Raw genomic sequence first — 22,621 nt, 5'->3', positions numbered from 1 at the left:
ACCCTGCCCCATAGAGGCTGCGGCGGGGGAAGTATACGACATAACGTGACGGATGGGGCGATTTCTTGCCGGCGATCCGATTTGAATTTGGATCCGGCAAGCGACAGGACTTCAAGAGTGCCGGGCATCCATTGGCGTCCTCTGCCGGCGCTGGTCGCGGCCTACAGGCTCATGGACCGGCGAAACAGCGCCAGGCTCGCGCTGAAAAACAGCAGCCCGAGCCCGCCCATGAGAGCCAGTTGCGGCCACACCGCCCCGACGCCCGCTCCGCGGAACACCACGGCCTTGGCGAAAGCCAGGAAATGGCGTGACGGCAGCGCGAGAGTAAGACGCTGCACGATGTCCGGCTGGCTTTCTATCGCCCCCATCCCGCCAGAGAGCATGATGATCGGGATGATCACCATGATCACCAGAAGCGCGAACTGGGCCATGCTGCGCGCCGTGGTGCCCAGGAACATGCCGATGGCCGCGGCGGCCGCCAGATAGACCGCCGTGCCGGCCAGGAGCAACCCGACCGACCCCTTCACCGGCACCTGCAGCAGCCCCTCGACGACGAAGAGCAGCGACAGGGTAAAGGCCGCGAGCACCACCACCACATTCGCAAACACCTTGGACAGGGCGATCTCCAGCGGCGTCAGCGGCATCACCATGAGATGCTCGATGGTGCCCTGCTCGCGCTCGCGCAGCATCGCCGCCCCGGTCAGCACGATGGTGAGCAGCGAGAGCTGATTGAGAAGCGACGAGACCGACTTGAACCAGACCGGATTGCCGTTGGGATTGAAGGCGCGGCGCAGCTCCAGCCGCAGGGACGGGTCGGGCGCATCGGGGCTGCCGGACAGAAAGGCGCGGGTCTCGGAGGCCAGGATATTGTTGATATAGTCTGTGCCGAGCTGCGCCTGACTGACGGCGGTGGCGTCGACCTCGAGCTGCGCCGCGGGGGCAAGGCCCGCGATCACGTCGGCCTCGAAACCCGGGGGAAACCCGAGGACGAACATGATCCGGCCCGCGTTCATCGCCGGCCCCGCCTCATCTGGAGACATCCACACCTGCGGCTGGAACCAGGGCGGACCGAACGCGCCGGCGATCTGGCGGGTGAGCATCGAGCTGTCCTCGTCGACGATGGCGATCGCGGCGTTATAGACGGTATCCCCCGCGCCGCTGGCCTCGAGGATCACGGCGATGATGAAGGACCACAGGATCAGCACCACCATCACCGGATCGCCAAGAACGCTTTTCAGCTCTTTTCCCGCGAGCCAGAAGATATTGGCAAGCCGCCGCATGGCTAGCGTTCCTGTTTCCTGAGAAAGAGCACTGCGAGCGCGGTCAGCACCGGGCCAAAGGCCGCGAGGCGCAGCAGATGCCCCGAAAGCTCTGACAGGCCCAGCCCCTTGGTGAAGGTGCCGACGCTGAGCCCCATGTACCAGGTCGTGGGCCAGAGCGTGCCGAGAATGCGCGCGGGCCCCTCCAGCGATGAAACCGGGGTGATCATCCCCGAAAATTGCAGCGTCGGCATCACCGACAGGATCGCCGCGGCAAAGACCGCAGTGACCTGCGTGCTGGCCATCATCGACACCAGAAGGCCATAGCCGGTCGCCGCCACCGCATAGAGCGTGGCGCCAAGCAGCAGCGCCGCGGGGCTGCCTCTGAGCGGCACACCCAGAACCGTGACCACCAGCGCGGTCAGGATCACGAAATTCAACAGCGTGATCGCGACATAGACCAGTTGCTTGCCGATCAGGAATTCGACGCGGCTGGTGGGGGTGACATAGAAATTGGTGATCGTCCCGATTTCCTTTTCCCGCGCCACGCTGACCGCCATGAGAATCGCCGGGAACAGCAACAGCAGCAGCGGCGGGATCGAGGGGCCGATGGCGGGCAGGCTCTCCATCGTGGGGTTGTAGTGGAAACGTGGCTCGATCCGCGCCGGCGGGATCTGCGCCGGGGTGGCCGCCGGCCCGTGGCCTGCAAGGGCCAGCGCGGACCGCGCCCCGACCGACAACAGATGGTTATGCGCGCCCTCGACATAGCTTTCCACCGTTCCGGCGCGGCTGGTGTCGGTGCCGTCGATCAGCGCGGCGATGTCAGAGGTCTCGCCTCGGCGCAGGGCACGGCCGAACCCGGGCGGGATCTGAAGCGCCAGTGCCAGCTCGCCGCTGGACATGCGGCGATCGAGGTCCGCCGCGCTGCCGATCGGCGGCCGTTCGAGGAACCACCGGGAGTTCTGGAACCCGGACAGATAGGCGCGGCTTTCCGGGCTGCGGTCCTGATCGAGGGCGGCAAAGGGAATTTCGCGGACCTCCTGCGAGATGCCGAACGACATGACCAGCAACAGGACCGCGCTGCCGACAAACGAAAAGACAAGCCGCACCGGATCGCGGCGCACCTGCATCGCCTCGCGGGCGGTGAAGGCCAGAAGCCGTGCCAGGCTGAAGCGCGGCGCCCGGGCGCCGGCTGGCGCCGCCTCGCCGCCGCTCAGCGCAGCATCGCTTTCCGGCGCCTCCGGCGGCATGGCGTCGACCATGTGGGCGATAAACGCCTCCTCGAGCGTTTTCGCGCCGCGGTCCGCGATGATCGCCCGGGGTGCGCCGGTCACCAAGACCTTGCCCGCGTGCATCAGCGAGATCCGGTCACAGCGCATTCCCTCGTCCATGAAATGCGTCGAAATGAAGATCGTCACCCCGTCCTTGCGCGCCAGGTCCAGCAGCATGTTCCAGAATGCGTCGCGCGCCTGGGGATCGACGCCGGAGGTCGGCTCGTCGAGGATAAGAATGTCGGGCCCGTGGATCACCGCGACCGCCAGCGACAGCCGTTGCCGCACCCCGAGCGGCAGCGCGGCGGCGGTCTGATCGAGATAGGGCGCAAGCCCGAAGCGGGGCACCAGATCGGCCATGCGTTCGGCCGTGCCGGCCCTGCCCAAATGGAAAAGGCGGGCGTGGAGCAGTAGGTTCTCGCGCACGGTCAACTCGCCATAAAGCGAGAAGGATTGCGACATGAACCCGACCCGGCGGCGAGCGGACAGGTTCTGCGCATCGACAGGCTTGCCAAAGAGCCATGCCTCGCCCTCGGTGGCGGGCAACAGCCCGGTCAGCATCTTCATGGTCGTGGTCTTGCCGCAGCCGTTCGAGCCGAGGAAACCAAAGATCTCGCCGCGGGCGATCTCGAAACTGACGCCATCGACAGCGGTGAAACCGTCAAAGCGTTTGGTCAGGTTTCGCGCCCTGATCGCCGGTTGTCCATCGGCGCTTGGGGCGGCGGGGACCGGTGCGGGTGGGGTCCGTGCCGCCGGGAGTTGCGCGCCAGGGATCGGTGCGCTCAGGCTCCGTGCGCTCGGCGCCTCGCCCGGGGCAGGCTTTTCGCCATTGAGCAGGGCAACATAGGCGGCCCCGACGTTGGCGGCGCCGGTCCGTGTCATCAGCGCGGCGGGGCTGGCCTCGGCCAGTATCCGGCCCTCGTTCATGGCGATGAGGTGTTCGAACCCCTCGGCCTCTTCCATATAGGCGGTCGAGACCAGGACGCTCATGTCCGGGCGGTCCTTGCGGATCGCTCCGATGAGATCCCAGAACTGGCGCCGCGAGAGCGGATCGACGCCGGTCGTCGGCTCGTCCAGCAACAAAAAATCGGGATCGTGAATCAGCGACGCGCAAAGCCCGAGTTTCTGTTTCATGCCGCCCGAGAGTTTTCCGGCGGGGCGGTCGAGGAACGGCGCAAGACCGGTCGCACGGGTCAGACGCGCGATCCGCGTGGCCCGTTCGGTCCGTCTCTGGCCGAAGAGTTTGCCGAAAAACTCGAGATTCTCGCGGATGCTCAGATCGTGATAGAGGTTCCGGCCCAGACCCTGCGGCATGAAGGCCACCCGCCGCCCCATATCGGCGCGGAATCCGGCGCTGGACAAGTCACCGCCGAGCGTCCAGATGCGACCGGTCTGCAGCCTCTTTGCCCCGGCGATCAGCCCCATCAGTGTCGATTTCCCCACGCCGTCCGGCCCGATCAGCCCCACCATCCGGCCCCTGGGGATGCACAGTGTCACCCCGTCCAGCGCGGTGACCTTGCCATAGCGATGGCTCACCTCCCTGAGGCTCGCAACGCAACCGCTCTCACCGGGGTCGGTCATTGCCCTGTTTCCGCATCGGACCCGGCCTCAGCCCCCATCGGCGCCGGCAGAGACACCGCGAGGGGGGGTGTCAGCCCTTCGGGCCAGCCGGGCAGATTGCCGTCCGGTCCGACCAGCCGGACCCAGGCCACGCCGCGCACCCCGGTCTTGACCTGCGCGAGGCGGGCCTTGACCAGATCCGGCGGAATCCGCACGCGAATGCGGAACATCAGGCTTTCGCGCTCTTCGATGGTTTCGACCTGCTTCGGCGTGAACTGGGCCTGCGGGGCGACGAAACTGACGGTGGCGGGGATGGCCGCACCAGGCATCACATCGGCCACGATGCGCGCCTCGTCGCCCAGCCGCACCCGCGGCGCCGCCGTCGCCGGCAGGAAGAATTCCATGTAGACATTGCCCAGGCTGACCAGCGTCAGAACCTTGCCGCCGCCGCCCAGCACCTCGCCGGGCTGCGCCAGACGATAGAGGATGCGGCCCGCCTCGGGGGCATGCAGCGTGCTGTCGGCGATCCGCGCTTCGATCTCGTGCAGGACCGCAAGGTCCGCATCGACCGCGCGTTCCTTTGCCCGCGCCTCGGCCCGTGCGGCGGCAAGGCCGGCCTCGGCCACCTGCGCCTCGGTCCGGCGAATATCGAAGTTCGCCTGCGAGATGACATCGCGGCGGCTCAGGGTCTCGGCGCGGGCGAGTTCGCTATTGGCGAGCGCAAGGTTCGCCCCCGCCCTGGTCACCCCGGCCCGGGCCACCGCAACCGCGGCCTCGGCGCTGTCCACCGCGGCCTGCGCGCGCGCCTTTTGTGCCTCGAGTTCGGCCGTGTCCATCACCGCAAGAACGTCACCGGCCGCCACCAGATCACCCTCCTGCACGGTTATCTTCGCCACCCGCCCCGAAAGCCGAGTAGAGACGTCGATGAGGTCGGCCTCGATCCGGCCGTTGCCCCGCGCGAAACCGTCGGGGGGCAACCCGCTCGGCGCCAGGAGCGTCTTCCAGAGCGTGTAGCCGAGGAATGCCGCCAGGACGGCAACAACAAGGGCGATCGAGATTTTTCGCGACATCGCTAGGCACCTCCCTCTGCGCCGGGTTTCGCCACGACCCCCGTCCGATCCGGGGGGCGGCCGCCATGGACGTTCGTCAACACGACGGCGGCCTGTTCCGCGGTCCCGACCACGCTGAAGAGTTCGCGATCCCCGGTGACTTCGCGCGCCGCGCCGAGAAAGCTGATCCTCATGACGCCGTCTTCCCTATGCCCCGATGTCCGGTGGCATCGAGATGCCCCGCAGATAGATCGCGAAGACCCGCGGCGCGTCGACGCGCATCTTTCCCAGGTCGTCCGCGATCAGGGACTGCATGACCAGCCCCTGAATGGTGCCGACAAACAGCGTCGCCGCCGCCGCGTCATCCAGGTCCGGGCGCAATTCTCCACGCGCCTTGCCGGCCGCGATCAATTCGCACAGGCGTGCCGCGTATTGTTTCATCATGTTCTGCGCGAGGCTCTTTGCCGGCGTCTTTCGCGCGCTCTGAAGCTCGCCGAACAGCATGCGCGGAACGCCGGGATGGTCGGCCACAAATCCGACATGCGCCATGAACATCGCCTCCATTTTCCCAAGCGGCGTCTCGGCGTCCCTGGCGGCCCGATCGATCCGGGCCATCAGGTTCTTGGACACCCAGGTGATGACCGCCATCCAGATCGCATCCTTGTTGGGGAAGTGGCGAAAGATCGCGCCCTGCGTCAGCTTCATATGCTTGGCGATGGCGGCGGTGGTGATGGAATCCGGGTTGGTAGAGCCGGCAAGCTCGATCACCGCCTCGACGGTGACGTTCCGGCGCTCTTCCGCCGGGATCTTCTTCGGTCTGGTCCGGGTCACTGCAATCCTCCATCTTCCAGGCTTGGACAGCCGACCGCGCCCCCGAGAGGGCGCCGGCGATCAAATGCGTCACAATCCATCATGGCTTGATATAATATAGTAATCAATTACTATCTTGATTCGAGCGCATCCGCCAGCGCCGACTCGTGGGAGAGGGCGGGATGTCGGCACCCAGCCGCCGAGCCGTGCAAGGCAGAGGGCACACACCTTGCGATAGGAGCTGGATGACTTGGAAACAGGCTGCGGACATGTGCCGGACCGTTTGGCTGAAAGAGGATAGGATAATGCAAACCAGACAGCGGGGATTGGCGATCGCGGCGGCGGTTGCCGTCGTTTTCGGGCTTCTGACTGTATTCTCGGGGTCACGCGCGCTGTTCGGGGACGCCGCGGCGCGCGCCGCAGTCGGCAATGCGGTTCCGTTCGTGCTGTGGTTCAATTTTCTGGCCGGCTTTGCCTATGTGGGCGCTGGCATCGGCCTGTTCCGGCGGCGGCGCTGGGCGGTGCGGCTTTCGATCGCGATCCTTGTTGCGACGATACTGGTGATGATCGCCTTCTGGGTGCATGTGGCGCTTGGCGGCGCCTACGAGATCCGCACGGCGGGCGCGATGGGCCTGCGCACACTCGTCTGGGCCATCATCGTTGCCGTGGCGCCGCGCAAGCCGGCAAGGTCCGTTTCCGACGTGGCGCAAACCAAGGGCCGAAACCCGCTTTGAAACGGCAAGGTGGCGAAACGGCGAAGAACCTCGCGCCCCGGGCCGAGCTCATCGCGCAAGACCTTGAGGCGGCGATCTTGCAAAGCACCTCAGCCGATGCGACAGGCCCGCACGCGCCTCACTCTGCCGGTGTCAGCCGCATGCCGTTCGAGGCGCGGTAGGTTCCGTCGGACAGGCGGGTGAACGTCAGGCATTCGTCCATTCTGCGCGGACCGGTGACGATCTTGACGCACAGCCGGTTGTCCGACAGCGACCAGGTTCCCGCCCCTGCGCCGACCGGTGCCCGCATGGTCACGGTGCCGTCCTCGGCGTACCGCAAGGACACCGACATGATCCCTTTCCTGCCGTGAAAGCTGTGACCGACGATCCGGGACCGGATGTCCTGCCCCGAGAGAATGTCCTGCGCGCTCCCCTCGACGCAGAAGGCGGCCAGGATCGCGACCGCCAGGGCCGCGGTCTTCACACATTGCACCAGGGCGCCTGTGTTTCTTTCGGCGACCGGCGCGCGCCGCGTCGGGCGCGGCGCACCCGATTTCAGCGCAAATCTCTGGCGGGCATGTCCTGAACGCAACCCGCAATTGGTTTCACCTCGCATGGTCAGCTCCCTCCTGCGTCAATTTGATTTCCGGCCGAGATCCGGCGCGTCGCTGTGTTTTCTCTGGACCTGCGCCAGGCCCAGATCGCCAAGGATGGCGTAAAAGGCGGGCAGCACGAGCAGGACCAGTAGGGTTGACGAGAACAGGCCGAAAACCACCGAAATCACCAGCGGCTTCAACGTCTGCGCCTGCGTGCTGGTCTCCATCAGCAGCGGAACCAGCCCCATCATCGTGGTCGACACCGACATCAGGATCGGGCGGAACCGCTCGCGACTGGCCTGCCCGGCCGCCCGCGCCAGATCCATCCCCGCGCCGGCATGCTGTTTGACAACCTGGACCAGCAGGATCGCGTTATTCACCACGATCCCGGCCAGCGACGCGGCGCCGATCAGCGAGGGCATCGAGATGTTGTACCCCATGATCAGATGGCCCTGCACCACGCCGATAAAGGCCAGCGGGATCGACACCATCACGATCACCGGCTCGACGTAGCTGCGGAACTGGAACGACAGAACCACATAAATGCCGACCAGCCCAATCAGGAAACCGCGCAGGATCGACGCGACCGTTTCCGCCGAATTGGCGCTTTGCCCGCCGATCTCGAAATGCAACCCCGGCGTCGCGGCCGCGAGCTGGGGCAGAAACCCGGTCGCCAGCTGGGACACGATGGCGTCGGCGTTTCCGATACGGGTATCGACGTCCGCCTGAACGGTGACCGTGCGTTGTCCGTCAACATGGGAAATGGAGGACCAGCCCCGCGCCTCGTCGATCTGCGCCACCGTTGACAACGGCACCTGCTGCCCGCCCCGCAGCGTCACGGTGAAATCGCGCAGATCGTCGCGGGAATCGCGGTCCTCGGGCGATTGCTCAAGCTCGACCTCATGCGCGATGTCCCCCTTCTGGACCGTCGTTATGACCCGGCCCAGAAAGGCCGCCCCGATCTGATCGGCGACCTCGCGCGCGCTCAACCCCAATCCGGTCGCCCCCTCGGCGAGCCGCAACCGAAGCTCCGGCTTGCCGGGGCGCAGATCGTGGGTGGCGTTGAAGACCCCGGCATAGGTCCGGGTTTCGGTCAACAGCCGGTCCGCCGCGACTGCGAGGTCATCGAGGTCCGGCGCGGACAAACGAATTTCAATCGCGATCCCCTGTGGGCCGATGCTCGGTTCGGTCAGCAGGATGGCCAACGCGCCGGGCACCTCGCCGATCGCCTCGTGCCACTGCGTCACGATCTCGTCCAGCGTCACGGTCCGCGTCTCGGCGCCCAGAAGATCGGCGCTGATCGTCGCCACATGCGGGCCGGATTCGCCCGCCGTGGCGTTGTGGTTGAAGCGGGCCTGCACGGATTTCACCAGCGCCGCGCCACCGGGCTGATCCGGGGCAAAGGTGGCGTCGACCAGATTCAGCGCGGCGGTCACCCGGTCCACCACCCCGGTTGTCCGGGTCAGCGGCGTGCCCTGCGGCATCAGGATGCGGGCCTCCAGAACGTCGCCGTCGATGGCCGGAATCGCCTCGCGTTTGAGATAGCCGCCGGCCATCAACCCGACGGTCACGATCAGCGCCGCGATGGTCGCGCCGGTGACCAGGTATCGGTGGCGGATCGCCAGATCGGCCGCAGCGCCGATCCGCCTTTCGCGGAACCGCTCGAACCAGGCGTCGAACCCTGCACGGAACCGCGACGGCGGCTTGTCCGCGCTCTTCAGCCCGTGGCTCAGGTGGTGCGGCAGCACCCAGAACGCCTCGGCCAGGCTCGCCGCCAGCGCCGCGATCAGGACCAGCGGCACGACCTCCAGAACCGCGCCCAATTCCCCGGCGAGAAAGGCGAGCGGCCCGAAGACCGCGATGGTGGTCGCAAAGGATGACAGCACGCCCGGCATCACGGCGCGGGCGCCGATTATGGCCGCCTCGGTCCGCGAGGCACCACGGGCGGCGGCCTCGGCGATTGAATCGGAAATCACGATCGAATCGTCCATCACGATCCCGATCGCCATCAGAAGGGCGACAAGGGTCATCATGTTCAGCGACAATCCCTGAAGCGCCATCGCCGCAAAGGCACCCATGATGGCCACCGGCAGCCCCATCGCGGCCCAGATCGCGAAACCGGGTCGGAAAAACAGGCTCATCACCGCGATCACCAGAGCCAGCCCGATGATCCCGTTCTGCACCAGCATCACCAGCCGGTCGCGCACGATGCTGGTCATATCCTTGACGATTTCGAGCCGCAGCGTGTCGGGCAGGGCCGCACGTTCTTCCGCAACCAGTCGCTCGACGCTGTCGAATACCTCCAGCGCGTCCGCGCCCAGCGCCTTGTCGACCTGCAGGAACACCGCGCGCTGACCGTCGAGAAAGGCGCGCTCCTCTTCCGGCGCGTAGCTTTCGGAGATGGTCGCGATCTGGCCCAGTGTCAGCTCGGCGCCGTTCGGTTCGGAGAGCACCACCAGATCCCCCAGTCCGGCCAGGCTGCGGCGTTCGTCGGTAAAGCGAAGGCTGATCTCGCGGTCGCCGGTGTCCAGGCTGCCGAGCGGCCGGTCGACGCTCTGCGCGTCGATTGTCGCGGCCAGCGCCGTCACCGTCAGACCGTGCTGTTCCATCACCGCGCGCGGAACCGTGATCCGGAACTGCCGCGTGCCGAACCCGGACATCGTCACCTTTGCCACGCCCGGCAGCGCCGACAGACGATCCTGAAGCGCTGCCGCATACCGTTCCAGATGCGCCGCCGGCAGATCCCCCGCCACCGCGACGGAGGTCACGTTGTCGGTGCGATGCAATTCCCGCACGATGGCCGGATCGGCCTGGTCGGGGAAATCATCCACCGCCGATACCTCGGTGCGCAGATCGTTCACGAAACGCGCGCTGTCACCGCCCGGCGCCATCGTGGCCGTGGCCCGGCCGATGCCGGCCTGCGCATTGCATGTCAGCTCTTCCAGGTTCTCGACGCTTTCGACCGCGTCCCAGATCCGGCGGCAGATCGCGTCCTCGACCTCTTCGGCGGCGGCGCCGCGATAAATGGCGCTGATCTCCGCCTCGACCGGCCGGAAGTCGGGAAAGGTCTCGCGCCTGAGTGTCGGCGCGGCCATGAGACCGGCAGCGAAGATCAGCACGATCAACAGGTTGGCCGCGGTCGGGTGTTCGGTGAACCAGCGGATCATTCCGACGCCCCCACCGGGTCGACCCGCAGGCCCGGAATCGCCGGCATCAGATCATCGAGAATGACCTCCTCGCCGGGGGCCACACCGCCTGCCAGCACCGCCTGCCCCGACTGCCGCCAGGCGACCGAGACGTCGCGCAGCTCAAGCCGGCCGTCGCTGTCGCGCAGATAAACCAGGCCGCCCTCGTGGATCGCGCTGTCGGGGAGGGTGACGCGCGCCTGCGCGTCCGGTCCAGTCAGCACGACCTCGACATACATGTTCGGGACCAGCGGCAACCGCAGGGGCGGATTGGCCCCGGCATAGGGGTTGTCCACCTCGATCACGGCGGGAACGGACCGGGCCTGCGGGTCCAGCGCGCTTTCCACCCGCACCAGACGGCCGATCCAGCTCTGCGACGGGTCGGAGACGAGCCGCACCTCGGCGGACACCTTTGCCAAACGCTCCGCAAGACCCGAAAACGTCATCGTGTCACCCGGCGCCGTGCCCGCCAGCAGGCGCCGGAACGACATCACCGGGATCTGTGCGGCGATCTCGACACGATTGATGCCATCTGCGCTGATCAGCGGCTGGCCGGCCCCGACGAACTGATGCCGTTCGACATGCACCCGGCCGACCCGCAGATCGAAGGGCACGACGATGTCGGTCTTTTCAAGATCGCGCCGTGAGCGGGCCAAAATCGCTTTGGTCCGCGCCATCTGCGAGTCAAGCCGGGCGCGCCGCGACGGGATCAACGCGTGCGCATTGCGCAGCTCCTCGACACCGCGGCGGACCTGCAAGGTGGTGCGTTCCTGTGAATCCAGCGCCGATTGCGCCGCCACGCCGCGCTCGACCAGATCCCGGACCCGCGCCAGTTCGGCCTCGGCAAGGTGCAGGCGGCTCTCTTCCAGCGCCACGAGACGGCTGGTGTTAGCCTGATCGACATCGAGCTGGGCCAGATCCGCCGCCAGCGCCCTCAGGTCCGCCTCGGCCTCGGCCACCGCCAGTTCGTATACCGTCGGATCGATCTTCAGGACCCTTGTGCCCGGTGGAAGGATGTTGCCCGTCTCCAGATCGGGGTGACGCCGGATGATGGTGCCGGCGACTTCGGCCACCGCCTCCCAGCTGCGCGCGGCCTTGACGTTGCCATAGCCGCGCACAACCGTCCGCAGCGACACGGCCTCGGCCGTGATCGTGTGCGCGACCACGCTGCGCTCTGCATGCTTCACCCGCCCCGGAGGCTCGGATGTCGAGATGAACCATGCCGCGACGCAAACCCCGAGTGCGATCGGCGCAATCAGTCGTAATCCGCGCGGTATCTTCACGGCCGAGCTTCCTCTTTGTCCGGGTCGAACCGGCGCCTGATCCCTGGCAGCGCTTGCGCGCCCTGCCAGGCACAGAATTGCCCGAACGGCTCCGCCGGGCGCAGGCCAGCCCGCCCCGTGAAAACCAGCGCCAGCAAACGAATTCCCTGGAAAGTCGACACTGTGGAAAGCGGCGGGTTGACCTGCCGCAACTCAGGCCCGGTTCCTGTCAATCTTCCTGCGATCATTTCGACCCTCACACTTGATAGTAATTGGTTACTATCCAATTGACCGCCCCGCAAGGCGTTGTTGCAGCCCTCACGCCAGGGACAGGATGATCCTCCCCCCCCATTGACCTCATGCCGGCGAAAGATCCCGGTGGCGGCGAGGCCGCTCAAACGGACGATGAAAATGTGGGTTTCGACGGGTTCCCGGTCATGCCTTTTGCGGCGATGCGACCGCCAAAGGCCTTGAAACCGCGCATCCGGGAAATTGCGCTGCCCCCCCGTTCGACAAATGCCGCGCCCGGACAAGGGACAAAGGCGTTGTCAGACGAAGCGTTCGGACAGGGTGCGGGCCGCCTCCAGGACGGCCTGGCGCGCAGTTTCCTGATCCAGCGTCTCCAGCGCGACGACGCCAATGGAATACTCCATCCCGGCAAAGGCCTCACCGGGCAGGCGCACAGGGCTCGACACGCCGACGGCCCCCTTGTGCAACTGTCCACGGGTTGCACTGTATCCATGCGCGCGGGCGAAGAGGATCTCTTCGGTGTCGTCCGGCCGCGCGGGACGCGCCGAGAGAATGGCAATGCCAGCCGCCCCGCGGCTCACCGGGTGCCGGGTGCCGACCCGATAATGGATGTTGACCATCGCCTGCCGCGGCTCTGCGGTCTGGACCACGACACATTCGTCGCCCTCGGCCATGGACAAAAAGGCGGTCGCGCCGGTCCTTTCGGCCAGATCCTCCAGAATCGGGCGGACCTGCGTCCGGATGCTGTCGGCAGCCTGCGCCCCGAGCTGGAACGCTGCGGCGCCGAGCACGATGCGCCCGTCATCCAACCGCCGGACCATGCCATGCCCCGACAGGGTCGCAACGATCCGATACGCCACGGCGCGGTGCAGGGAGAGCCGCTCCGCGAGGTCGCCCACCTTGAGCCCGCCCGGCGTGCGGGCGACCAGCAAAAGCGCCTCGATCCCGCGATCCAGTGTCTGGAGCGTTCCCTGTGCCATTCAGCTCCCTGTCCTGCCCTGTCCCACGGTTCTGCGGTTCTGCGGTTCTGCGGTTCTGCGGTTCTGCGGTTCTGCGTCGGGGCCGCAAATAGCCATATTCCGCCCCCCGGGCAACAACGCATCTCTATATCCGCACATACCGTAACGATATTGGCGATTGCATGTTCACTATTAGCAAATTAAACGAGGCACCGGACATCATAACCGGGAGGAGACGGGACGATGACGGATTCGGCGCAACAGGCATCAATCGGTTCGCAGACCTGCCCGTTCGGCGGCGCCGGCGCGGAAAAGGCGGCGCAAGACGGCTGTCCGGTCACCGACCCGGCCGCCATGGCCCGCGCTTTCGATGCCTTCGAAGGCCCCTATCAGCTCGATCCGGCCGAGGCGCTGCGCTGGTCGCGCGACCAGCTGCCGGTCTTCTACAGCCCCAAGCTCGGCTACTGGGTGGTCAGCCGCTATGACGACATCAAGGCGGTGTTCCGGGACGGCATCCTGTTCTCGCCCCGCAACGTGCTGGAAAAGGTCACCCCCGCCACGCCCGAAGCGATGGAGGTGCTGAAAAGCTACGGCTATGCCATGAACCGCACCATGGTGAACGAGGACGAGCCGGCGCATATGGAGCGACGCCGGGCACTGATGGATCACTTCATCCCCGCCAATCTGGAACACCACCAGGAGATGGTCCGCCGCCTGACCCGAGAAAAGATGGACGCCTTTATCGACCAGGGCCGCGTCGATCTGGTCGAGGCGATGCTCTATGAGGTGCCGCTGAACGTGGCGCTGCATTTCCTCGGCGTTCCCGAGGACGAGATCGCGGTGCTGCGCACCTTCTCCGTCGCGCATTCGGTCAACACCTGGGGCAAGCCCACCGACGATCAGCAGATCGCCGTCGCCCACGACGTCGGCCGGTTCTGGGAATATGCCGGAAAGATCATCGAAAAGATGAAGGCCGAGCCCGAGGGGACCGGCTGGATGCATGAAACCATCCGCAAGAATGCAGAAATGCCCGACGTGGTCACCGACAGCTATGTGCATTCGATGATGATGGCGATCATCGTCGCGGCGCATGAGACCACCTCGCTCGCCTCCGTCAACATGTTCAAGACCCTGCTGTCCAACCGCGAGGCATGGGACGACATCTGCGCCGACCCGAGCCTCATTCCCAACGCGGTCGAGGAATGCCTGCGCTATGCCGGCTCGATCGTCGCCTGGCGGAGGCAGACCACCGCCCCCACCACGCTGAACGGCGTCGATCTGCCCGAGGGGGCAAAGCTGCTGATCGTGCAGGCCTCCGGCAACCAGGACGAGCGGCATTTCGAGGATGGCGACAAATTCGACATCTACCGCGACAACGCCGTCGATCACCTGACCTTCGGCTATGGCAGCCACCAGTGCATGGGCAAGAACATCGGCCGGATGGAGATGCGGATCTTTCTTGAGGAGTTCACCCGCCGCCTGCCCCACCTGCGGCTGGCCGAGCAGGCGTTCACCTATCTGCCCAACACCTCGTTTCGCGGCCCGGATCACCTCTGGGTCGAATGGGATCCGGCGCTGAACCCGGAGCGGGAGCACCTGCAACTTGCCCACGACAATCTGTATTTCCCGGTCGGCGCGCCGTCTCGCCGCGACATCGCCCGCAAGGTCCGCGTGGCAGACGTGCGGCAAGAGGCGGACGGCATCGTCGGCCTGACACTGGAAGACGCCAAGGGTCGCCCGCTGCCGCGCTGGAGTGCCGGGGCGCATGTGGAGCTGGTCGCAGGCGGGTACGACCGCAAATATTCGCTCTGCGGCCAGGCCGACGCGCCGGGCTACGACCTCGCCATCCTGCGCGAGGACGAGGGGCGCGGCGGTTCGCGCTATATCTGCGACCATCTCCGCGAGGGGATGGAACTGCGCCTGCGCGGGCCCAGTAACCTGTTCCGCCTGGACGAGGAGGCGCCGGCCTATGTGCTGATCGCAGGCGGGATTGGCGTGACCCCGATCCTCGCCATGGCCGACCGGCTGAAGGCGCTGGGGAAACCCTATGCGATCCACTATTGCGGCCGCGCGCGCGCGACCATGGCGCTGCTTGGTCGGCTGCAGGCCGATCATTCGGACCACCTGAGCCTCCACATCAAGGACGAAGGCGCCCGCGCCGATCTGCCGGCAATCGTCGCCGCCCTGCCCGAGGGCGGCCAGATATATTGCTGCGGCCCGGAGCGAATGATCACTGCACTGGAGGATCTGACGGCGGACAGGCCCGAGGGCACACTGCATTTCGAACACTTCTCGGCACATGATACCGGGCTCGACCCGGACAAGGAACAGGCCTTCGACGTCGAGTTGAAGGACTCCGGCCTGACCCTGACCGTCGCCGCCGACCAGACGCTGTTGGACGCGATGCAGGCCGCCGGCATCGACGTCGCCTCCGACTGCTGCGAAGGTCTGTGCGGCAGTTGCGAGGTCGATGTGCTGTCAGGAGAAATCGACCACCGCGACATGGTGCTTACACGGGCGGAACGGGCGGAAAACCGCCGCATGATGGCCTGTTGTTCGCGCGCAAAGAACGGAGGCCGGATCAAGCTGGCGCTCTGACGCCCGGTGACCGGCCCAAGCACCCCTAAACCCCCGAGACATCACAGGGAGGATTCTCAGATGACACGCAAACCCAATCTTCTGGCCAGCGCGGCACTTTCCGCCATCATGGCCCTGACCGGCACGGTCGCCGCCGAGGCCAAGACCAAGCTGAAGGTCAGCCACTACCTGCCGGCGGTTCACGGTATTCACACCGATTTCATCGTGCCCTGGACAGAGCAGATCACCGCCTGCACGGGCGGCGAGGTCGAGTTCGAGATCTTTCCAGCCGGCTCGCAGCTGGGCAATGTCGCGCGCCAGCAGGAACAGGTCATGGCCGGGGTGGTCGACATCGCACATGGCCTGCACGGCATCCCGCGCGGCCGGTTCCCGCGCACCTCGCTGATCGACATGCCGTTCCTGACCGATGACGCCGGCGCGGCAAGCTATGCGCTCTGGTCTCTTTACCCCGAGTATCTCTCCGAAGAATACCGGGGGCTGAAAGTTCTGGCGCTTCATGCCCACAACGGCGGCCTGCTGCACACCGGCAAGAAGAAGGTCGAGACGATTGAGGACATGGATGGGCTGCGCATCCGCACCCCCAGCCCGGCGGTCTCCGAGATGCTGTCCTTTCTGGGCGCCGATCCGCAGGGTCTGCCGCCGGGAGAGGTCTATGAAAGCCTGCAGCGCGGCGTCATCGACGGCACCGTTTTCCCCTGGGATCCGGTCAAGAGCTTTGGCCTGAACGAGGTGCTGAACTACCATCTCGATCTTGGCGCCTATACCGTTTCGTTCTTCTACGTGATGAACCAGCGCTCTTACGACCGGCTGAGCGACACGGCCCAGGCCTGCATCGACAAATATTCGGGCGCCGATCTGGTCGCGAAATTCGGCGACTGGTGGGATCAATGGGATGCGCCCGCACGCCAGGAGGCGATCGACGCGGGCCATGAGATCATCACCCTCTCTGACGAGCAGCGCACCCGCTGGGAAGAGACCCTGCAGCCCATGATGGCGGCCTATCTTCAATCGGTCGAGGATGCCGGCGTTGATAACGCCGAAGATATCTACAAAGCCATGCAGGACAAAATCCGGGAGTATGAGGCCGCGCATCAGGAGTGATGCCGGTCACGGCCTGACAACTGTTCCGGCCCGCGTCGTGACGCGGACCGGAGCCTGACGGGATGGGGGAAAGAGATTGGCAAGACAGCTTGCGAAACGGGCCAGGGGCCTCGTCTCGGTGATGGCGATGGCGGGTGTGACCGCCTACGGCGCCGCTGCGGTGGTGACGGTCGCCGATGTTCTGGGCCGCCGGATCGGCCTGCCGATCGAAGGCGTGGTCGATCTGGTGCAGCTTTTCGTTGTGACCGGCGCCTGGCTTGCAATGCCCTATGCTTTCATGTCCGCAGCGCATGTGAGCGTGGATTTCCTGCTGGCACTGATGCCGGACAGTCTGGCGGTCTCGCTCCGGCTGATGGCCGCCGCCCTGACCCTGAGCCTACTCGCGCTGATGCTTTGGCAGGGCTTTCTCACCTTCCAGACCCGCACGATGTTCGGTGACAAGTCCCAGCAACTCGGGATCCCGGTCGCGTTGTACTGGTACCCGCTGCTGGTCGGGCTGGCCGCCTCCATGCTTGGCGTATTGCTCGAACTGCACCAGGCGCTGAAAGGGACACCGGATCATGAGTGACGCAATCCTCGGGCTGCTGGGTTTCACCGCCGCACTGGTCCTGATCGGCCTCGGCCTGCCGGTGGCGGTGTCCATGGGCGTGATCGGCACCCTCGGCTACTGGTATCTGAACGGCTGGATGGGGGCGTCCTACATCCTTGGGTCCAGCCCCTTCGAGTCGATCTTTCCCTATTCCTTTTCGGTGATACCGCTGTTCGTCATGATGGGGGTGTTCGCCTCGCATGCCGGCCTGTCGCGATCGCTGTTCAACGTGATCAACGCCTACATCGGACACCGCAAGGGCGGGCTGGCGATCACCACGGTCGGCGCAAGCGCGGTGTTCGGCGCGATCTGCGGCTCGTCGCTGGCCACCGTGGCCACGATCGGCCGGGTCGCTCTGCCTGAGATGAAGCGGCACGGTTATGATCCGTCGCTGTCCACCGCCACCGTCGCGGCCGGCGGGACGCTGGGCGTCCTGATTCCGCCCTCGGTGCTTCTGGTCATCTACGGGTTGCTGACCCAAAGCTCGATCGGCCAGCTCTTTATCGGCGCCCTGGTGCCGGGGCTGCTGGGCGCGGCGCTCTATGCCGGCGCGATCATGGTACGGGTCCGGCTGACGCCCGGGATCGCCCCGCGCGCCGAACGGACAGGCTGGCACGACCGGCTGCGGCGCACCGGGCAGGTCTGGCCGGTGATGGCGCTCTTTTTCGTGGTGATCGGGGGCATCTATCTGGGATGGTTCTCGCCGACAGAGGCCGCGGCTGTGGGCGCAGTCGGCGCCTTTCTTCTGGCGCTGTTCTCCGGCGAGTTGAACCGCACGACGCTGAAGGCCTCGGTGTTTGAGACCACGGGTCTGACCGGGATGATCTTTTTCATCCTGATCGGGGCGGCCCTGTTCAATTTCTTTCTTGAAAACACCGGCCTTCCGCAATTCCTGATCGAGCAGATCCGCAATTCCGGCCTCGGGCCGACCCCGGTCATGATCCTGATCCTGGTCTTCTACATCGTTCTGGGCTGTTTCATGGATTCGATGTCAATGATCCTGCTGACCGTGCCGCTGCTGGCGCCGGTCGCCGTGGACCTGGATTTCAGCCTGGTCTGGTTCGGGATCGTCGTGGTCACCGTCGCCGAAATCGGGCTGATCACGCCGCCCATCGGGATGAACCTGTTCGTCGTGCAGGCTGCGGCGCGGGACGTGAAACAGGCGACCGTGGTCCGGGGCATCGTGCCGTTCATCCTCGCCGATATCCTGCGGCTGACGCTGCTGGTGGCCTTCCCCGCGCTTGTGCTCTGGCTGCCGTCGCAGGCGTTCTGACCCCCGGAGAGGCGGTCGGCCCGCCGGGCCGGCGGTGCCGCCCCCCCGCGCGAGACTTCGGAGCGCCCGCGAAGAGGCGCTCCGGTTTTCTGCGGGCTGTCCTTGCGATGACGAAGGAGGGCGCGCTCTGTTTGAGCCGGGCCCGGCCGCGCACCCGGCGCCAAGCCGCGCCAGGGCCCGGTCAGACGGTGGTGAAACCGCCATCCACGGTCATCACCGCCCCATTGACGAAGCTGGCCGCGTCGGAGCCGAGGAAGCTGACCAGTTCGGCCACCTCAGCGGGCGTGCCGTAGCGCTGCATCGGCACCATCTGGGTCATCATCTGGCGCACGGCACCGTCGGGCATCCCCGCGCCCATGCCCTTTTCCACGTCACTCATCATGCGCGACTCGATGGGGCCGGGATTGACCGCGTTCGACCGGATACCAGCGGCGCCGCATTCGGCGGCAACGGTGCGCATCAATCCCAGAACCGCGTGTTTGGTCGCGGTATAGCCGCAGATATGCGGGGTGCCGATCAGCCCGCCCACCGAGGAGGTGACGATGATCGAGCCCTGGCCCGCCTCCAGCATCCGCGGCACCACGTATTTGTAGCCCATAAAGACACCGATCAGGTTGATGTCGACGATCTTGCGGAAATCCTCGGTCGGGTAGTCGCCGATGGGGTGGAAATCCCCCTCGATCCCGGCGTTGTTGAAGAAGATGTCGATCTTGCCATGCGCGCCGATGGCGGCATCGACATAGGCTTTTACCGCCGCCTCGTCGGTCACGTCGGCCACCACCGTGGTGCAGCCGGGGATATCCGCCGCCAGCGCCTCCAGCGCGGCCGGGTCGCGGTCCACTGCCACGATCTGCGCCCCGCGCGCGGCCATGAGGCGCGCGGCGGTGCCGCCGATGGCGCCGCCGGCGCCGGTGATCAGGGCGGTCTTTCCGCTCAGTCTGGTCTTGTCTTCCATGTCTCGGTCTCCTCCATGAATGGTCACAAGTCACAGCGCCTCAGGCGGCGCAGCGTTCTATGATGGCGATGGTGCAGGATTTGGTGTCGGCGTCCTTGTCCCCGCCCATGCAATGGGCGAGGCCCAGCTCCCCGGGCTTGGGATGGCTGCCCGCATCGAGAAAACGCGCAACCTCGATGATCTGCGCGACCCCGGTGGCGCCGATGGGATGACCGCGCGACATCAGCCCGCCCGAGGGGTTCACCGGCGTGCAGCGCGCCTCACCTGCCAACAGACGCTCGGCATAGCGTCCGCCCTGGCCGGGCTCGCACAGGCCCAGCCCCTCGTAATGCAGGATCTCGGCGATGGAAAAGGCATCGTGGCATTCCACCACGCTCAGGTCCGCCGCCCCGATCCCGGCGCGGTCATAGGCCATCTGCGCGGTGCGGCTATCGGTGTGCCATTCCGACAGATCGGTGACCCGGTCGTATTCGCCGCTGGTCAGTACCGAGGCGCGCACCCGCATCTTCGCCCCCAGTTCCCGCGCCAGCCGGTCGTTCACCAAGACAACCGCCGCCGCGCCATCGGCGATGGGCGAGCATTGCAGCCGCGTCAGCGGATCGACCACCATCGGCGCGGCCAGCACATCGGCCAGCGTGATCGGCTCGCGCATCATCGCGCGCGGATTGCCACCGGCGGCGCGGCGGTTCTTGACCGACACGGCGGCAAGCTGCTCGGCCGTGGTGCCGAAGCGGTCCATGTGCCGGCTGGCGCGCAGGGCAAACCCCGCGGGCGTCACCCGGCCCAGCAGCGTATCGGGCAGCGTCTTGCCGGAATCGATCAGGCCAAGCCCGGGGTGAAACATCTTTTCCGCCCCCACCACCAGCGCCGCCTCGACCTCGCCGGCGCGGATCGCCATGCAGGCGACATGAAACGCGGTGGAGCCCGAGGTGCAGGCGTTTTCCACGTTCAGAACCGCGCATCCCGAGAGCCCCACATGCGCCAGCGCATCCTGCCCCACGGTCAGGCTGCCGGACAGGCGGGCGGCCAGCGCATTGGCAAAGACCGCCATGCCGATCCGGCCCGGCGCGATCCCGGCCTCCAGCAGCGCCTCGCGCGCCGCAGTCGCCGCCAGCACCTCCAGCGGGGTCTCCTCATGGCGGCCGAAAGCCGTCAGGCCAAAGCCTGCAATCCAGGGGGTTGTCATGGTCATCTTATCCTTTTGACGGGCTCATGCCGCGACGAAGACAGGCCGCAGGCAGGGGGTGCCCGCGTTGTCGGTGCCCAACGGTTTCAGCGTCAGCGACACCGGACGACCCGGCGCCATCGCATCGGCATCCTCGGGGTCGAACAGGCCGAACACCCGCACCGGGGCGGCGTCGAGATCGACAAAGCCGATCATATAGCCCTGCGGCAGGTCATAGGGCGGGCGCACCTGCACACGGGTGACGCAGTTGACCCGGCCGGCGCCCGGCAGCAGCACCTCTTCGGGGTCCGACAGCGCATCGCCGCAATAGCGGCGCGGCGGAAACACCACCGCACCCGCGCAGCGCGCGGCGCGCAGCCAGACCCCTCCGCCTGCGTCCACATGGAACTGCCGGGCCAGTTCCGGCGGCAGTTCGGGGGCCGCCCGCGCCGCAGAGGGGGTGCCGGTCATGCGCCCACCTCCGCCCGGTCGGCATCCCAGGTGTCCGCCGTCACGCCTTCGGCCTTGAGCTTGTGCTTTTCAACCCGGGCGGTCGCGGTCTTGGGCAACGCGGGCAGCACCCGCACGTAGCGCGGCAGCATGAAATCGGCCATCCTGCCATGGCAATGGGCGCGGACCGCGGTCCCGGTCACCTCGGCCCCGTCGCGGGGCACGACGCAGACCATCACATCGTCCTCGCCCAGGTCCGAGGGCACCGGGATCACCGCGCATTCGGCCACCTCGGACATCTCGTTGATCACCCGCTCCACCTCGAAGGAGGAAATATTCTCGCCCCGCCGCCGCAGCGCATCCTTGTCGCGGTCGACAAAATACCAAAAGCCGTCGGCGTCGCACTGCAGCAGATCGCCGGTGTGAAACCACAGGTCGCGGAAGGCCTCGACGGTCTTGTCAGGCATCTCGACATATTCGATCATCATGCCGTTGGGCCGCCTGGGCCGCACCAGCAGCTCGCCCGGGGTATCCGGTGCGGTGACCGGCTGGCCGTGGCGGTCCACCAGCATCAGGTCATACTGCGTGGTCTGCCGCCCGCAGGAACCGGGACGCTTGCGGTCGGGATCGCTGGTGATCGGCACGCCGATCTCGCTCATCCCGTAGCCCTCGATCAGCGACACGCCGAAACGTGCCTCAAAGGCCTCGAACAGCCCCTTTCCGGCACCCGCCCCCATCATCACCCGCAGCGGGTGGTCGCGGTCGGCGGCGCTTTCGGGGGCCTTCATCAGCACCGACAGGATGGTGCCGATATAGTTGAAGGCGGTGCAGCCATGGGCGCGGATATCGTCCCAGAACCGGCTGGCGGAGAAGCGATCGCAAAGCACCGTGCGCGCGCCGGCCATCAGCGCCGGGAGTGTGCTGAGCACCTGTGCATTCCCGTGAAACAGCGGCAGCGCGTTATAAAGACAATCGGCCTCGCCATAGCCGGTCGCCTCGCAGATCTGCCGCGCCGCGTTCAGCGCATAGCCCTGCGGCATCAGCGCCCCCTTGGACAGACCCGTGGTGCCGGATGTGAACATGATCGCATAAGGATCGCGGGGCGAAACCGCCACCTCGGGCAGGGCGTCCCGGGTTGTCATCAGCGCATCGAGCGAGACCGCGGATTCGACATGCCCGCGCCCGCGCACGACCATGCGCGGCGGCTGGTTCAGCTCGACCGCAGCCTCTTCAAAGGCGGGGATCAGTCCGGCCTCGATCACGATCACGCGGGCCTTCGACAGCCGCAGCATATGCGACAGCACCGCACCGCGATGGCCGGTGTTGAGGGGCACCTCCACCGCGCCGAGGCGCGACAGCCCGAACCAGAGCGCCAGATACTCGACGCAATTGTCGAGCATCAGCGCCACCCGGTCGCCCTTGGCCACGCCCATCGCGGCAAGGCCGGCGGCGGCGCGGCGGCTCATCGCGTCGAGATCTGCAAAGCTGTGGCGCTCCTCGCGGAAGGTCAGGAACGGCGCGTTGTCGTAGCGGGCGGCCTGCTGGTCCAGCAGGCCGTGAATGGTTTGCGCGGTCAT

Annotated in this window: 17 protein-coding genes; 5 read left to right on the top strand and 12 right to left on the bottom strand. The window is 66.4% G+C overall.

All coding sequences use genetic code 11. The features are described from left to right. Window positions 1-161 precede the first annotated feature (161 nt). From E1832_RS10595 to E1832_RS10580, 4 genes are all read right to left on the bottom strand, one after another. Window positions 162-1,280: an ABC transporter permease gene (locus E1832_RS10595; protein ID WP_133359724.1), complete on the bottom strand. Its 1,119-nt coding sequence runs from the start codon at window positions 1,278-1,280 to the stop codon at window positions 162-164. Window positions 1,281-1,282: 2 nt separating this feature from the next. Next, window positions 1,283-4,111, bottom strand: a complete 2,829-nt coding sequence (rbbA, locus tag E1832_RS10590; protein WP_133359723.1) for a ribosome-associated ATPase/putative transporter RbbA — start codon at window positions 4,109-4,111, stop codon at window positions 1,283-1,285. Next, window positions 4,108-5,160, bottom strand: a complete 1,053-nt coding sequence (locus tag E1832_RS10585; protein ID WP_133359722.1) for an HlyD family secretion protein — start codon at window positions 5,158-5,160, stop codon at window positions 4,108-4,110. The genes rbbA and E1832_RS10585 overlap by 4 nt, the downstream gene beginning before the upstream one ends. Window positions 5,161-5,346: 186 nt before the next feature. After that, window positions 5,347-5,970: a TetR/AcrR family transcriptional regulator gene (locus E1832_RS10580; protein WP_133359721.1), complete on the bottom strand. Its 624-nt coding sequence runs from the start codon at window positions 5,968-5,970 to the stop codon at window positions 5,347-5,349. Between the two features lie 284 nt (window positions 5,971-6,254). Here E1832_RS10580 and E1832_RS10575 point away from each other — a divergent pair, with 284 nt between their 5' ends. Continuing rightward, a complete protein-coding gene (locus tag E1832_RS10575) occupies window positions 6,255-6,683 on the top strand; it encodes a hypothetical protein (RefSeq protein ID WP_133359720.1) in 429 nt (142 codons plus the stop codon). Window positions 6,684-6,801: 118 nt separating this feature from the next. Here the strand turns inward: E1832_RS10575 and E1832_RS10570 are convergent, their stop codons facing one another. The 4 genes from E1832_RS10570 to E1832_RS10555 all read right to left on the bottom strand — a co-directional run bounded on the left by E1832_RS10570 (window position 6,802) and on the right by E1832_RS10555 (window position 12,934). After that, window positions 6,802-7,146 carry a hypothetical protein gene (locus tag E1832_RS10570; protein WP_133359719.1) on the bottom strand — a complete coding sequence of 115 codons (345 nt, stop codon included), beginning with the start codon at window positions 7,144-7,146 and terminating at the stop codon, window positions 6,802-6,804. Window positions 7,147-7,296: 150 nt separating this feature from the next. Further along, entirely contained in the window at window positions 7,297-10,425 is a 3,129-nt protein-coding gene (locus E1832_RS10565; protein ID WP_133359718.1) for an efflux RND transporter permease subunit, read from the bottom strand. Next, window positions 10,422-11,630 (bottom strand): efflux RND transporter periplasmic adaptor subunit, encoded by a 1,209-nt coding sequence (locus tag E1832_RS10560; RefSeq protein WP_133359717.1) that lies wholly within the window; start codon window positions 11,628-11,630, stop codon window positions 10,422-10,424. The genes E1832_RS10565 and E1832_RS10560 overlap by 4 nt, the downstream gene beginning before the upstream one ends. Window positions 11,631-12,253: 623 nt before the next feature. Continuing rightward, a complete protein-coding gene (locus tag E1832_RS10555; RefSeq protein WP_133359716.1) occupies window positions 12,254-12,934 on the bottom strand; it encodes an IclR family transcriptional regulator in 681 nt (226 codons plus the stop codon). Window positions 12,935-13,156: 222 nt separating this feature from the next. On the opposite strand from E1832_RS10555, the gene E1832_RS10545 reads away from it, so the two are divergent. The 4 genes from E1832_RS10545 (at window position 13,157) to E1832_RS10530 (ending at window position 18,474) form a co-directional block, all read left to right on the top strand. After that, window positions 13,157-15,511 (top strand): cytochrome P450/oxidoreductase, encoded by a 2,355-nt coding sequence (locus E1832_RS10545; protein ID WP_133359715.1) that lies wholly within the window; start codon window positions 13,157-13,159, stop codon window positions 15,509-15,511. A gap of 60 nt (window positions 15,512-15,571) precedes the next feature. Next, window positions 15,572-16,612 (top strand): TRAP transporter substrate-binding protein, encoded by a 1,041-nt coding sequence (locus E1832_RS10540; protein ID WP_133359714.1) that lies wholly within the window; start codon window positions 15,572-15,574, stop codon window positions 16,610-16,612. Between the two features lie 76 nt (window positions 16,613-16,688). Further along, on the top strand, window positions 16,689-17,180 hold the full coding sequence (locus tag E1832_RS10535) for a TRAP transporter small permease (RefSeq protein WP_206021040.1): 492 nt from the start codon (window positions 16,689-16,691) through the stop codon (window positions 17,178-17,180). Continuing rightward, window positions 17,173-18,474, top strand: a complete 1,302-nt coding sequence (locus E1832_RS10530) for a TRAP transporter large permease (protein WP_133359713.1) — start codon at window positions 17,173-17,175, stop codon at window positions 18,472-18,474. Before E1832_RS10535 ends, E1832_RS10530 begins: the two co-directional genes overlap by 8 nt. Window positions 18,475-18,655: 181 nt before the next feature. On the opposite strand, the gene E1832_RS10525 is transcribed toward E1832_RS10530, so the two are convergent. The 4 genes from E1832_RS10525 to E1832_RS10510 are packed head-to-tail and all read right to left on the bottom strand — an operon-like array spanning window position 18,656 to window position 22,621. Next, window positions 18,656-19,429 carry an SDR family NAD(P)-dependent oxidoreductase gene (locus E1832_RS10525; protein ID WP_133359712.1) on the bottom strand — a complete coding sequence of 258 codons (774 nt, stop codon included), beginning with the start codon at window positions 19,427-19,429 and terminating at the stop codon, window positions 18,656-18,658. 40 nt (window positions 19,430-19,469) lie between these two features. Beyond that, a complete protein-coding gene (locus tag E1832_RS10520) occupies window positions 19,470-20,621 on the bottom strand; it encodes a thiolase family protein (protein WP_133359711.1) in 1,152 nt (383 codons plus the stop codon). 18 nt (window positions 20,622-20,639) lie between these two features. Beyond that, entirely contained in the window at window positions 20,640-21,065 is a 426-nt protein-coding gene (locus tag E1832_RS10515; protein WP_133359710.1) for a Zn-ribbon domain-containing OB-fold protein, read from the bottom strand. Then, a complete protein-coding gene (locus E1832_RS10510; protein WP_133359709.1) occupies window positions 21,062-22,621 on the bottom strand; it encodes an AMP-binding protein in 1,560 nt (519 codons plus the stop codon). The genes E1832_RS10515 and E1832_RS10510 overlap by 4 nt, the downstream gene beginning before the upstream one ends.

Source organism: Antarcticimicrobium luteum (genome assembly GCF_004358185.1).
GTDB lineage: Bacteria > Pseudomonadota > Alphaproteobacteria > Rhodobacterales > Rhodobacteraceae > Antarcticimicrobium > Antarcticimicrobium luteum.
The sequence above is the reverse complement of the archived record's forward strand: the minus strand, read 5'-3'. Positions and strand labels throughout refer to the sequence as shown.